Here is a 12,245-nt window from a genome sequence, read left to right on the forward strand (position 1 = left end):
GTCCGAGTTTGATGTAGTCGAGTCCCACCGCACGCAGCGTTTCCAGCTTGCGCGCGATCACCGGCACGTTCTCGAACAGCTTGAACGCGTCTTCCACCGTCATGTCGAGCACGTCGGCGATGGTGTGGCCCTTGTACATGACCTCCAGCGTTTCCCGGTTGTAGCGCTTGCCGTGGCACACGTCGCAGGGCACGTACACGTCGGGGAGGAAATGCATTTCCACCTTGATCATGCCGTCGCCTTCGCAGGCCTCGCAGCGGCCGCCGCGCACGTTGAAGCTGAAGCGGCCCGGCGTGTAGCCGCGCTGGCGCGATTCCGGCACCTGCGCATACAGCTCGCGCAGCGGCGTGAACAGGCCGGTGTACGTGGCCGGGTTCGAACGCGGCGTACGGCCGATTGGCGACTGGTCGATGTCCACGACCTTGTCGAACAGCTCCAGGCCCTCGATGGATTCGTACGGTGCCGGCTGCTCGCCCGCGCCGTTGAGTTCCATCGCGGCCAGGCGGTAGAACGTGTCGTTGATGAGGGTGGACTTGCCGGAACCGGACACGCCCGTTACGCACGTGAAGGTGCCCACCGGGATGCGCACGTCCACGTCCTTCAGATTGTTGCCGCTGGCGCCCTTGAGCTCGATCCACTGGTCGTCGCGCGCCTGGCGGCGCTTCTCGGGCACCTGGATGCCACGTTCGCCGCTAAGGTACTTCGCAGTGACCGACGCCGGCGACGCCAGCACCTGGTCGAGCGTGCCCTCGGCGACGATGTGCCCGCCGTGCACGCCCGCGCCGGGGCCGATGTCCAGGATATGGTCGGCCGCGCGGATGGCGTCCTCGTCGTGTTCCACCACGATGACCGTGTTGCCGAGGTCGCGCAGGCGGGTAAGCGTGCCGAGCAGGCGTTCGTTGTCGCGCTGGTGCAGGCCGATCGACGGCTCGTCGAGCACGTACATCACGCCCACGAGGCCGGCACCGATCTGGCTGGCCAGGCGGATGCGCTGTGCCTCGCCGCCGGAGAGCGAATCCGCCTGGCGGTCGAGCGTGAGGTAGTTGAGGCCCACGTCGTTCAGGAAGGTGAGTCGCTCGCGGATCTCCTTCACGATCTTCACCGCGATCTCGCCGCGCCAGCCCGGCAGCTTCAGCTTCTCGAAGAAGGTGAGCGCCGAGTCGATCGCCAGGGACGTGAGCTCGGGTATCGCACGGTCGGCCACGAAGACATTGCGCGCCGACGGATTCAGGCGCTGGCCTTGGCAATCGGGGCAGGGATGGTCCGCGATGTAGCGCGAGAGTTCTTCGCGCACGGCGGCCGATTCGGTTTCGCGGTAACGGCGTTCCAGGTTCGGCAGGATGCCCTCGAACTTGTGTTCGCGGGTGACCTTGCCGCCGCGCTCGGTGATGTAGCGGAACGGAATCAGTTCACGGCCGGAACCGTTGAGCACCGCGTTCTGCGCGGACTTCGGAAGCTCGCGCCAGGGCGTCTCCGGATCGAAGCCGTAGTGCTTCGCCAGCGAGGTCACCATCTGGTAGTAGTACGGATTGCGGCGGTCCCAGCCGCGAATGGCGCCGCCCGCGAGGCTGAGCTCCGGATGGCCCACGACACGCGCGGGATCGAACACCTGGGTGATGCCCAGGCCGTCGCAGGTGGGGCAGGCGCCCACCGGGGAATTGAACGAGAAGAGGCGTGGCTCCAGCTCCGGCAGCGAGTAGTCGCACATCGGGCAGGAATAGCGCGAGGAGAACAGCTGTTCCTGCGCCTTGGCATCGTCCATGTCCACGAGGATCACGATGCCGTCGCCGAGGCGCAGCGCTGTCTCGAAGGACTCCGCGAGGCGCTGCTTGATGTCGTCGCGCGGACGGAAGCGGTCGATCACCGCCTCGATCGTGTGCTTCTGGCGCAGTGTGAGCGGCGGCACGGCGTCGAGGTCGTAGACCTCGCCGTCCACGCGGGCACGCACGAAGCCCTGGGCGCGCAGCTGTTCGAACACCTGCACGTGCTCGCCCTTGCGCTCGCGGATCACCGGCGCCAGGAGCATCCACCGCTTGTCGGCATCCAGCGCCAGCGCGGTGTCCACCATCTGGCTGACGGTCTGCGCCTCGAGCGGAATGCCGTGGTTCGGGCACCGGGGAGTGCCTACACGCGCATAGAGCAGGCGCAGGTAGTCGTACACCTCGGTGATCGTACCGACGGTGGAGCGTGGGTTGTGCGACGTGGACTTCTGCTCGATCGAGATGGCGGGCGAGAGCCCTTCGATCGTGTCCACGTCCGGCTTTTCCATCATCGAGAGGAACTGCCGGGCATAAGCCGACAGCGACTCGACGTAACGGCGCTGGCCTTCGGCATAGATCGTGTCGAAGGCCAGCGAGGATTTGCCGGACCCGGACAATCCCGTGATCACGATCAGGCGATCGCGGGGCAGGTCGAGGTCGATATTCTTGAGATTGTGCGTGCGGGCGCCGCGGATGCGAATGCTGTCCATGTGCCGACGTAAATGGGGGAAGTCGATGACTATACCAAGGGTTTCCGGCCTTCATGCCGCGTGGACTTTTGACGGTTCATCACATTTGTTATGAGGGACTGGCAGCCAGCCGGGCGAGGGTGACCAGGCGCCGGCGGCGGGGCTACCATGGCGCGATCCCGGGGAGGGATCAGAGCCAATCATCCGAAGAGGAAGACACGCATGCGTAAGTGGACAGGGATTGCCGCCGGCCTCGTGCTGGCGGGTTGTGCGGGCCAGGCGCTGGCGGCCGTGCCCTCCGAGCAGCAGGTGCGGCAGCTGATGGACGCGGTGGGCATGGGGCGCATGCTCAGCCAGATGAACAGCCAGATGGCGGGGGTGATGCAGAACGCGCTGCCGTGCGTGCCGGCAAGCTACTGGCAGGGCTTCGTGGACGCCAACGCCACCAACCAGCTGATCGGCCGCATGGTGCCGGTCTACCAGAAGCATTTCACGGCCGAGGACATCGACGGCCTGCTCAAGTTCTACCGCTCGCCGCTGGGCCAGAAGGTGATCACGCAGATGCCGGCCACGATGGCCGAGGGCATGCAGATCGGCAAGCAGTGGGGCCAGGAGCGCGGCAAGCAGATGATTGCCCAGCTGCAGAGCCAGGGCACCCTGAACCAGCAGGGCCAGTGCCCGGCCACGGGCGCGGCCAAGCCGGCGCCCGCCCCGGCCCCGAAGAAGTAAGTTGTCAAAGGGTGGGAGCCGGCTATGTCGGCGATCCCGCGGCAGCGGGCAGGCTGCCGCGAGCACCCATCGCCTCTGAAGCGGCTCCCACGGTGCGCCTTTGAAGGTGGCTATCTAAGTGCCTGATCAGTAACGATTATCGTGCGACCGGCGATATGGGGACGCCTGAGAGGTTTATTCTTAACCGCCTGATTGACCTTGCCTTTTGCGGCCCGCTATAATTCGCGGTTCGTACGACCCGCAACACCCAAAAAGAACTACATAATCAGCAACAGGAAACTCCCATGAGCTACGCAGTCATCAAGACCGGTGGCAAGCAGTATCGCGTGATGGCAGGCGAAGTCCTGCGCGTCGAACTGCTCAACGCCGAAGTCGATTCCACCATCCAGTTCGACCAGGTCCTCCTCGTCGGCGAAGGTGAGTCGATCACCGTTGGCGCCCCGCTGGTCGCCGGTGCCACCGTCAGCGCGAAGGTTCGCGCCCACGGCCGCGCCGATAAGATCCGCATCGTCAAGTTCCGTCGTCGCAAGCACTACAAGCGCACGCAGGGACACCGTCAGCATTACACCGAAATCGAGATCACGGGCATCAACGCCTGAGTCGCCGGAGGATATAAGTCATGGCACATAAAAAAGGCGTAGGTTCCAGCCGTAACGGCCGCGATTCGAACCCGAAGTACCTCGGCGTGAAGATCTACGGTGGCCAGGCTGTCGAAGCCGGTAACATCATCGTTCGCCAGCGTGGTACCAAGTTCCACGCCGGCGTGGGCGTCGGCCTCGGCCGCGACCACACCCTGTTCGCGCTGGTCGACGGCACCGTGTCGTTCAAGACCCGCGGCGACAAGGGCCGCAAGTTCGTCGACGTCGTCCAGGCGTAAGCCTTCCCGACGCGATAGCGAAGGCCCCGCCATAGGCGGGGCTTTTCGTTTCTACGGCGGCATCAACTCCATCCAGGTCTCCCTTCCATGAAATTCGTCGACGAAGCGCAAATCAGAGTCTCGGCCGGTGACGGCGGCAACGGCTGCGTGAGCTTCCGGCGCGAGAAATTCATCCCCTTCGGCGGCCCGGACGGCGGCGACGGCGGCAGCGGAGGCTCGGTGTGGCTGGTTGCCGACGAGGGCCTCAACACGCTCGTCGACTTCCGCCACATGCGCTCGTTCAAGGCCCCGCGCGGCCAGGGCGGCATGGGCAGCCAGATGTACGGCAAGGGCGGCGAGGACATCGAGGTTCGCGTGCCCGTGGGCACGGTGGTCACCAACGTCGACACCGACGAAGTGATCGGCGACCTCACCGCGCACGGCCAGCGCCTGAAGGTGGCGCAGGGCGGTCGCGGTGGCCTCGGCAACATCCATTTCAAGAGCTCGGTGAACCGCGCTCCGCGCAAGTCCACCCCGGGCACGCCGGGCGAAGTGCGCGACCTCAAGCTGGAACTCCGCCTGCTCGCCGACGTGGGCCTGCTGGGCTTCCCCAATGCGGGCAAGAGCACGTTCATTCGTGCCGTTTCGGCGGCAACGCCGCGCGTGGCCGACTACCCGTTCACCACGCTGCATCCGAACCTGGGCGTGGTGCGCATCGGCACCGACCAGAGCTTCGTGATCGCCGACATCCCCGGCATCATCGAGGGGGCCGCGGACGGCGCGGGCCTGGGCATCCAGTTCCTCCGTCACGTCTCGCGCACCAGCCTGCTGCTGCACGTGGTCGATATCCGCCCCATCGACGGTTCCGACCCGGTGGAGCAGGTGCGGGCCATCGAGCACGAGCTCCAGCAATTCGACAGCGAACTGGTCGAGCGCCCGCGTTGGCTGGTGATCAACAAGTCCGACGTCATCGACGACGAGGACGAGCTGAAGAGCGTGGTGGACGATATCGTCGCTCGTCTCGAATGGACGGCTCCGTGGTTCGTGGTGTCGGCGGCGGGCGAGGTGGGTACCTGGGATGTATGCCTGAAGGTGCAGCAGTTCTTCGACGCGGAACGCGCGGCACGACGCGAGCGGACGGAAGCGGCGGACGACGTCCGCATGCGCGGCGAATGAGTGGCGCTTGTGTGGGAGCCGCTTCAGCGGCGATGGGTGCTTGCGGTAAGTTGGCCCGCTGCCGCGGGATCGCCGCTGAAGCGGCTCCCACAAAGAGCGGCTCCCATAAAGTGGCTCCTACAAGAAGCGGTTCCCGTAGGAAGGGACCCCAGGCAAGGAGCAACAAAAAAGCCGGCTTAAGCCGGCTTTTTTGCAACAGCGATGTCGCGCAGGCTTACGCCAGGTCGCGGATCTTCGCGTTCAGGCGGCTCTTGTGGCGAGCGGCCTTGTTCTTGTGGATGAGGCCACGGGCAGCGTAACGATCCATCACCGGCACGGCGACGGCGTAGGCGCTGACGGCGCCGGCCTTATCCTTGGCGTCGATCGCCTTGACGACCTTCTTCAGTGCGGAACGCACCATGGAACGCGCGCTGACGTTGCGCAGACGGCGCTGCTCCGACTGACGCGCACGCTTCTTCGCGGACTTGATGTTGGCCAAGGTAAAGCTCCAGAGTTCGGTTGGTTTTAAAAAAGACGCTCATTTTGGAGCCAAAGGCGGGCCGCGTCAATAGCTTAGGGCCTGCTTCCCCTGTGGGAGCCGCTTCAGCGGCGATGGGTGCTTGCGGCAAGCTGACCCGCTGCCGCGGTATCGCCGGCGTAGCCGGCTCCCACAAGGGATTTTAACCGTCATGGCCCGCGAATTTTCAGAAGCCGGACTGTCCTCCGCCCCGGCGTCACTGTCAAACTAGGGGTTTGCGGCGGCTTCCCGAGCCGTGCTGATCGTCACAAGGCAGCTTTCGACCGGATGAAAACCCCCAGTCTCCTACGCGGCGTGCTCAGCTTCAGCGGCATGACCATGGTTTCGCGCGTGCTCGGGCTGGTGCGCGACATGGCCATCAACGCCTCCTTCGGCGCCAACGCGGCCACGGACGCGTTCTGGGTCGCCTTCCGCATCCCCAACTTCATGCGCCGGCTGTTCGCCGAAGGCTCGTTCTCCACCGCCTTCGTGCCGGTTTTCACCGAGGTGAAGGAAACCCGGCCGCATGCCGACCTGAAGCGGCTGATGGCGCTCACCTCGGGCACGCTCGGCGGCGTGCTCACGGTGGTGGTGGCGCTGGGAGTGATCTTCGCCCCGCAGGTCACCGCACTGTTCTCGCCGGGCGCCATCGAGGCGCCCGACAAGTTCGAACTCACCGTGGACCTGCTGCGGCTGACCTTCCCGTTCCTGCTTTTCGTGTCGCTCACCGCGCTGTCGGGCGGGGCGCTGAACAGCTTCCACCGCTTCGGGCTTCCGGCACTCACGCCCGTCATCCTCAACCTGTGCATGATCGCCGGCGCTCTATGGCTGGCGCCGCGCCTGCACACGCCGATCATGGCCATGGGCTGGGCGATCCTGCTGGCCGGCGCCCTGCAACTGGCCTTCCAGCTGCCCGCCTTGCGCAGCCTCGACCTGCTGGCGCTGCCGCGTTGGGGCTGGAGCTCGCCGGACGTGCGGCGGATCATGACGCTGATGGTGCCGACGCTGTTCGGTTCGTCGGTGGCCCAGATCAATTTGCTGCTGGACACGGTGATCGCCTCGCTGCTGATCGCCGGTTCGCAGAGCTGGCTGTCGCAGGCCGACCGCTTCCTCGAGCTGCCGCTCGGCGTGTTCGGCGTGGCCCTCGGCACGGTGATCCTGCCATCGCTGTCGCGCCACCATGTGGCGACGGACAAGGACGGCTTCTCGCGGGCACTCGACTGGGGCCTGCGTACCACCCTGCTGATCGCCGTGCCGGCGATGTTCGCGCTGATGATCCTTTCCGTGCCGCTCGTGGCCACGATCTTCCAGCACGGCCGCTTCACCGCTTTCGACACGAAGATGGCCTCGTTGTCCATTTCGGCGCTGAGCTTCGGCCTGCCGGCCTTCGCGCTCGTGAAGGTGGTGCTGCCCGCGTTCTACGCACGCAAGGACACGAGGACGCCCGTGCGCGCCGGCGTGGCATCGCTGGTGGCGAACATGGTGTTCAACGTCGCCTTCCTGGCGCTGCTGTTTTTCCTCTGGGCGAGCCCGGCGCAGAAGGCGGGCTCGTGGATGCAGGCGATCGCCACCATTCCCGGCCTGCACATGGCCCTGGGCATGGCGAGCGCACTGGCGAGCTACCTCAACCTGCTCCTGCTCTGGCGCTGGCTGGGCAAGGCAGGGGTGTACACGCGCCAGCCGGGGTGGGGGCGTCACCTCGTTCGCCTCGCCGTTGCCTGCGGTGCCATGGTGGCGGTGCTTCTCGCCGGCCTGTACGTCTGGCCCGACTGGAGCGGTGTCGAGAAGTGGGAGAGGGTGTGGCGCCTGACCGTGCTGGTCTGCGCCGGCGGCAGTGCCTATCTCGCCACCTTGTTCGCACTCGGTTTCCGCCTGCGCGACCTGCGCGCCCACTGACGGTCCGCAGCGGGCACGGGGGCCGCTATACTGGCCCGATGGCTTTCATTCCGCATCGATTCCAGGGTGCCCCGGCATGACGCTGCGACTTCATCGCGACGTCGACGGGCCCTGCCTCACGCCCGGTGGCAGCATCGTCGCCATCGGCGCGTTCGACGGGTTGCACCTCGGACACCAGGCGATCCTCTCCGAGGTGCGCCGCCGTGCCGAGGCCGCCGGCCTGGTGCCCGCCGTGATCACCTTCGATCCGCTTCCCCGCGCTTACTTCTCGAAAGAGCCGGTGCCGCGGCTGTCCGGCATGCGCGAGAAGGCCGAGGGCATGACGGCGGCGGGCATCCGCGAGCTGTTGTCCTTGCGCTTCGATCGCGCGTTAACCGAGATGTCCGCGGAAGACTTCGTGCGCAAGGTCATCGTCGGCCGCATGGCTGCCCGTGAGGTATGGGTAGGCGAGGATTTCCGCTTCGGCCACCGCCGCGGCGGCGATTTCGCCCTCCTGCAGGCGATGGGCGCCGAACTGGGCTTCACCGCCCACGCGGTGCCGCCGGTGATCGTCGACGGCGAGCGCGTGTCCTCGTCCCGCGTGCGCACGCTGCTGGCCGAAGGCGACTTCGCCGGTGCCACGCGGCTGCTGGGCCGGCCCTTCGTCATCGATGGCCACGTCGAGCGCGGCAAGCAGCTCGGCCGCACGCTCGGCTACCCCACGGCCAACGTGCACCTCGGCGACCGCATCAGCCCGATCCTCGGTATCTTCGCAGTGCGGATCGGCATCGGCGACGGTCCGTGCAGCTGGCCGGGCGTGGCCAGCCTCGGCTTCCGCCCCACGGTGAACGAGGTGCGCGAGCCGCTGCTGGAAGCACACCTGTTCGATTTCTCCGGCGACCTCTACGGCCAGCGCATCGGCGTGGAGTTCGTGCGGAAGCTGCGCGACGAAGAAAAATTCGACGGCCTCGACGCCCTGACCGCGCAGATGCGCCAGGACGAGATCGCCGCCCGGCAGGCCCTTGGGATGAACCCCATACTTGTCGAAGCCCCATAAATCCCACGGTTCCCCGCGATGACCCAGGACTACAAGAACACCATCAACCTGCCGCAGACGGATTTCCCGATGCGTGGCGACCTGCCCAAGCGCGAGCCGGGCTGGCTGGCCTCGTGGGAGCGCGTGGGCCGCTATGCGCAGATCCAGGAACGCACCGCCGGGCGCGACAAGGTCTTCGTGCTGCACGACGGCCCGCCGTACGCGAATGGCGCGATCCACCTCGGTCACGCCGTGAACAAGGTGCTGAAGGACGTGGTGGTGAAGTCGAAGCTGATGGCAGGCTATCGGGCACCTTACGTGCCGGGCTGGGACTGCCACGGGCTGCCCATCGAGATCGCCATCGAGAAGAAGTTCGGCAAGGCGGGCGACAAGCTCAACGCCGCTGAATTCCGGCAGAAGTGCCGCGAGTACGCCATGGCGCAGATCGACCTGCAGCGCGTGGACTTCAAGCGCCTGGGCGTGCTCGGCGACTGGGAAAAGCCCTACCGCACGCTCGACTTCACCTATGAAGCGGACATGATCCGCGCGCTGGCGCGCATCGTGGCGAACGGCCATGTGGTGCGCGGCGCCAAGCCCGTGTACTGGTGCTTCGACTGCGGCTCGGCGCTCGCCGAGGCGGAAATCGAATACGCCGACAAGACCTCGCCGGCCATCGACGTGGCATATGACGCCGTCGATCCGGTGTCCTTCGGCGCGCTGTTCGGCATTGCCGCCGGCGACGCGTCCATCGCCGTACCCATCTGGACCACCACGCCGTGGACGCTGCCGTCCAGCCAGGCGGTGTCGCTCGGTGGCGAGATCGAATACGTCCTCGTCGAAGGTCCGTCGCGCAACGGCAAGCCGCTGCTGCTGGTGATTGCCGCCGCGCTCGCGGAGAAGGCACTCGCACGCTACGGCGTGGACACGGTGAACGTGCTCGGCCGCGTGCAGGGCGCCGTGCTCGAGAACCAGCCGTTGCGTCATCCGTTCTACGACAAGCACGTGCCCATCATCCTCGGCGATCACGTGTCGGACGAGGACGGCACGGGTGCCGTGCATACCGCGCCCGACCACGGCGCGGAGGACTTCGTCGTGGGCCAGAACTACGGCATTGGCACGCTGAATTACGTGGACGGCCGCGGCGTGTACCGCGCCGACCTGCCGCTTGCCGGCGATGTGTCCTTCGCCGGCGTGCACATCTGGAAAGCCAACGACCAGATCGTCGACCTGCTGCGCGATCGCGGCGTGCTTTTGGCGTCGGCGAAGCTCACGCACAGCTATCCGCATTGCTGGCGGCACAAGACGCCGGTGATCTTCCGCGCCACGCCGCAGTGGTTCATCGGCATGGAGCAGGCCGACCTGCGCCGCACCGCGCTCACTTCCATCAAGGCCGTGCGCTGGGTGCCCGGCTGGGGCGAAGAGCGCATCGCCGGCATGGTCGAAGGCCGCCCGGACTGGTGCATCTCGCGCCAGCGCACCTGGGGCGTGCCGATCACGCTGTTCATCGACAAGGACACGCACGAACCGCATCCGGACAGCGTCCAGCTGATGGAAAAGGTGGCCAAGAAGGTCGCCCTGGAAGGGATCGACTGCTGGTTCACCCTCGATCCGCGCGAACTGCTCGGCGACGATGCCGACCGGTACGAGAAGGTGACCGACGTGCTCGACGTCTGGTTCGACTCCGGCGTGAGCCATTTCGCGGTAGTGGGAGCGCGTCCCGAGCTGCAGGCTGGCGACGCCAGCGAATACAAGGTGATGTACCTGGAAGGCTCGGACCAGCATCGCGGCTGGTTCCAGTCCTCGTTGCTCACGTCGGCGGCCATCCACGGCCGCGCGCCTTACGACCACGTGCTGACCCACGGCTTCACGGTGGACGCGCAGGGCCGCAAGATGTCCAAGTCGCTGGGCAACGGTATCGAGCCGCAGGACATCATGAAGACCCTCGGCGCGGACATCCTGCGCCTGTGGATCTGCTCCACCGACTACCGCAACGAGATGTCGCTCTCGGACGAAATCCTGAAGCGTGTGGCGGATACGTACCGGCGCATCCGCAACACCACGCGCTTCCTGCTCGGCAACCTCGACGGCTTCGATCCGGACAGGCACCTGCTCGCCACCGACGCCTGCCTCGACCTCGACCGCTGGGCCGTGCAGCAGGCCGCCGATGTGCAGGCCGCCATCGTCGCGGCGTATGAGCGTTACGACTTCCCCGAGATCGTGCAGCGCGTGCAGAACTTCTGCACGAACGAACTCGGCGCGTTGTACCTCGACATCACGAAGGACCGGCTCTACACGATGCCGACCGACAGCCTCGGCCGGCGTAGCGCGCAGAGCGCGATGTACCGCATCCTCGAGGGTCTGCTGCGCTGGCTGGCGCCCATCGTCAGCTTCACCGCCGAGGAAGCCTGGGCGGCCATGCCGGGCACGCGCGACGAATCGGTGCTGTTCGAGACCTTCTACGAAGGCCTGGACGTGCGCCAGGACGGCGATACGCGCGCCTGGTGGGCGACGCTGCTCGCCATTCGCGAGACGGCGTCGCGCGTGCTCGAAGGCATGCGCAAGGCGGGCCAGATCGGTGCGTCGCTCGATGCCACGCTCACCATCCATGCCGACACCGCCACGCAGGCTGCCCTGGCCGAATCCGCTTCGGAATTGCGCTTCTTCTTCATCACGTCCGACGTGACGCTCGCGCCGCTGGAGGGCCGTCCGGCCACGGCGGAACGCGTGGAACTCGACGGGGCGGAGGTTTACGTGTCCGCGGCGGTGAGCGACGCGGTGAAGTGCATCCGTTGCTGGCACCATCGTCCCGATGTCGGTATCGACCCGGCGCATCCCGAGATCTGCGGCCGCTGCGTGGAAAACGTGACGGGGCAGGGCGAGGACCGTCGCTACTTCTAGCGGGCCGATATCCGCAGCACCCCGCGCCGTTCACGGCGCGGGCTTCCGTCACGAATGGCTTACCGAATGACCGCACGCCCGAAACCGAACGCCCTCTCCTGGCTCTGGCTTGCCGCCGCCATGATCGTGCTCGACCAGCTGACCAAGTGGTGGGCACTCACGGCGCTGCAGCCGGCGGAGACGCCGCATCCGGTGATCCCGGGCATCCTCAACTGGACGCTCACCTTCAACACCGGTGCGGCGTTCAGTTTCCTTGCCGACAGCGCCGGCTGGCAGCGGTGGTTCTTCGTGCTGCTGGCCGCGGGTGTGAGTGCCACCCTGGGCGTGTGGCTCTCGCGCACCCCGCGAGGCGACTGGCGCACGGCCGCGCCGCTGGCGCTTATCCTTGGCGGGGCCCTGGGCAACGTCATCGACCGGCTGCACGCCGCCAAGGTCACCGACTTCATCCAGGTGTTCCTGGGCAGCTATCCCTTCCCGGTCTTCAACGTCGCCGATTCGGCCATCAGCGTGGGTGCCGTGGCGTTGATCGTGTTCAGCATGTTCGGCGGCCAGAAACCCGCGACACCCTGACCGCCGCCCCTGTAGGAGCCGCCATGGCGGCGAGGGGAGACTTGCCACGGTTCGCGAGGTTTCCTCGCCGCCATGGCGGCTCCTACACAGGTCCCGGTCAGCGGCTCGTGCGATAATCGTCTCGTTCATGCGCCCACCAGCGCTCAAGCCCGCTATCACG

At 66.5% G+C, this 12,245-nt stretch carries 10 protein-coding genes; 8 read left to right on the plus strand and 2 right to left on the minus strand.

The window, feature by feature from the left end; translation table 11 throughout:
• A partial coding sequence (gene uvrA / locus ACPYOD_RS09565; RefSeq protein WP_481301514.1) for an excinuclease ABC subunit UvrA occupies positions 1-2,470 on the minus strand: 2,470 nt, incomplete at its 3' end.
• A gap of 201 nt (positions 2,471-2,671) precedes the next feature.
• Here uvrA and ACPYOD_RS09570 point away from each other — a divergent pair.
• From ACPYOD_RS09570 to cgtA, 4 genes are all read left to right on the plus strand, one after another.
• Positions 2,672-3,178: a DUF2059 domain-containing protein gene (locus ACPYOD_RS09570; RefSeq protein WP_481301515.1), complete on the plus strand. Its 507-nt coding sequence runs from the start codon at positions 2,672-2,674 to the stop codon at positions 3,176-3,178.
• 284 nt (positions 3,179-3,462) lie between these two features.
• Entirely contained in the window at positions 3,463-3,777 is a 315-nt protein-coding gene (gene rplU, locus ACPYOD_RS09575) for a 50S ribosomal protein L21 (RefSeq protein ID WP_167025594.1), read from the plus strand.
• A gap of 20 nt (positions 3,778-3,797) precedes the next feature.
• Positions 3,798-4,055: a 50S ribosomal protein L27 gene (gene rpmA, locus ACPYOD_RS09580; RefSeq protein WP_072321611.1), complete on the plus strand. Its 258-nt coding sequence runs from the start codon at positions 3,798-3,800 to the stop codon at positions 4,053-4,055.
• A gap of 87 nt (positions 4,056-4,142) precedes the next feature.
• Complete coding sequence (gene cgtA, locus ACPYOD_RS09585) at positions 4,143-5,210, plus strand: Obg family GTPase CgtA (RefSeq protein WP_481301516.1); 1,068 nt, start codon at positions 4,143-4,145, stop codon at positions 5,208-5,210.
• A 214-nt stretch (positions 5,211-5,424) separates the two neighbouring features.
• On the opposite strand, the gene rpsT is transcribed toward cgtA, so the two are convergent.
• Complete coding sequence (rpsT, locus tag ACPYOD_RS09590; RefSeq protein WP_072321609.1) at positions 5,425-5,688, minus strand: 30S ribosomal protein S20; 264 nt, start codon at positions 5,686-5,688, stop codon at positions 5,425-5,427.
• Between the two features lie 306 nt (positions 5,689-5,994).
• Here rpsT and murJ point away from each other — a divergent pair, with 306 nt between their 5' ends.
• From murJ to lspA, 4 genes are all read left to right on the plus strand, one after another.
• The gene (murJ, locus tag ACPYOD_RS09595) at positions 5,995-7,602 is read left to right on the plus strand and encodes a murein biosynthesis integral membrane protein MurJ (protein WP_481301517.1); all 1,608 of its coding nucleotides are present in this window, start codon (positions 5,995-5,997) and stop codon (positions 7,600-7,602) included.
• 76 nt (positions 7,603-7,678) lie between these two features.
• A complete protein-coding gene (locus tag ACPYOD_RS09600; RefSeq protein ID WP_481301518.1) occupies positions 7,679-8,638 on the plus strand; it encodes a bifunctional riboflavin kinase/FAD synthetase in 960 nt (319 codons plus the stop codon).
• Positions 8,639-8,656: 18 nt separating this feature from the next.
• Positions 8,657-11,515 (plus strand): isoleucine--tRNA ligase, encoded by a 2,859-nt coding sequence (gene ileS / locus ACPYOD_RS09605; protein WP_481301519.1) that lies wholly within the window; start codon positions 8,657-8,659, stop codon positions 11,513-11,515.
• 66 nt (positions 11,516-11,581) lie between these two features.
• The gene (gene lspA, locus ACPYOD_RS09610; RefSeq protein WP_481301520.1) at positions 11,582-12,085 is read left to right on the plus strand and encodes a signal peptidase II; all 504 of its coding nucleotides are present in this window, start codon (positions 11,582-11,584) and stop codon (positions 12,083-12,085) included.
• Positions 12,086-12,245: the final 160 nt, after the last annotated feature.

This window comes from Luteibacter sp. HAY1-4A (assembly GCF_056755355.1).

What these genes read in the sequence shown, in the direction of transcription:
- lspA (WP_481301520.1), top strand. Translation starts at nt 11,582, where the DNA reads ATGACCGCACGCCCGAAACCGAACGCCCTCTCCTGGCTCTGGCTTGCC.
- cgtA (WP_481301516.1), top strand. Translation starts at nt 4,143, where the DNA reads ATGAAATTCGTCGACGAAGCGCAAATCAGAGTCTCGGCCGGTGACGGC.
- rplU (WP_167025594.1), top strand. Translation starts at nt 3,463, where the DNA reads ATGAGCTACGCAGTCATCAAGACCGGTGGCAAGCAGTATCGCGTGATG.
- rpmA (WP_072321611.1), top strand. Translation starts at nt 3,798, where the DNA reads ATGGCACATAAAAAAGGCGTAGGTTCCAGCCGTAACGGCCGCGATTCG.
- ACPYOD_RS09600 (WP_481301518.1), top strand. Translation starts at nt 7,679, where the DNA reads ATGACGCTGCGACTTCATCGCGACGTCGACGGGCCCTGCCTCACGCCC.
- murJ (WP_481301517.1), top strand. Translation starts at nt 5,995, where the DNA reads ATGAAAACCCCCAGTCTCCTACGCGGCGTGCTCAGCTTCAGCGGCATG.
- ileS (WP_481301519.1), top strand. Translation starts at nt 8,657, where the DNA reads ATGACCCAGGACTACAAGAACACCATCAACCTGCCGCAGACGGATTTC.
- ACPYOD_RS09570 (WP_481301515.1), top strand. Translation starts at nt 2,672, where the DNA reads ATGCGTAAGTGGACAGGGATTGCCGCCGGCCTCGTGCTGGCGGGTTGT.